This window comes from Streptomyces sp. AC627_RSS907 (genome assembly GCF_019049165.1).
This window is the reverse complement of sequence record NZ_JAGMUE010000694.1, coordinates 1-559: the sequence shown is the minus strand read 5'-3', so window position 1 is coordinate 559 and position 559 is coordinate 1. Positions and strand designations below refer to the sequence as shown.

The following is a 559-nucleotide window of genomic DNA, read 5'->3' as shown; positions in this document are numbered from 1 at the left end:
CGGCGGGGGCGCTGACGTACCCGTTGTACCTGGTGCACATGTACATCGGCCTCACGATGATCCACTGGCTGCGGGGGCTGTTGCCGGCGCCCTACATCGTGCTCACGGTGGTCGTGGTGATGCTGCTGGCCGCGTACGCACTGCACCGCTGCGTCGAGCGCCCGCTCGGCGCCTGGCTGCGCGGGGCGATGCGCCGGGGCATCGACGACATGCGGCGCCACTCGGCCCCGCGACCGGCGACGGGCCGGTGGGGCCGGCCGGCGGACTCGGACCGGGTGGGCGCGGACCGCGCGGGCGCGACCGACTCCGGGACCACGACCGCGGACCGGGCGGTGGCCGCCGGTGCCGGCGCGGGCGCCGGCCCGGAGTCCCTGGTGGCGGCGGAGCGGCCGGTGCACGAACGGGTGTGAGCGCCTCGCGGGGGCGGCACGAGGCCGAGCACCGACCCGCGAGGCCGCGATGGCGCAACGGGCCGCCCGCCCGTGGCGCCATCGCGCTCCCCCGTCGCCCGCTCCCGGACCCGGTCGCGCGCGCACGGGCGGAGCGGGGCGTTCACCCC

1 pseudogene is annotated in these 559 nt (G+C 78.9%); it reads left to right on the top strand.

Going from position 1 to position 559, the window contains the following annotated elements:
* Positions 1–410: pseudogene (locus tag KUM32_RS37850) on the top strand (hypothetical protein); the annotation flags it as partial.
* Positions 411–559 lie beyond the last annotated feature (149 nt).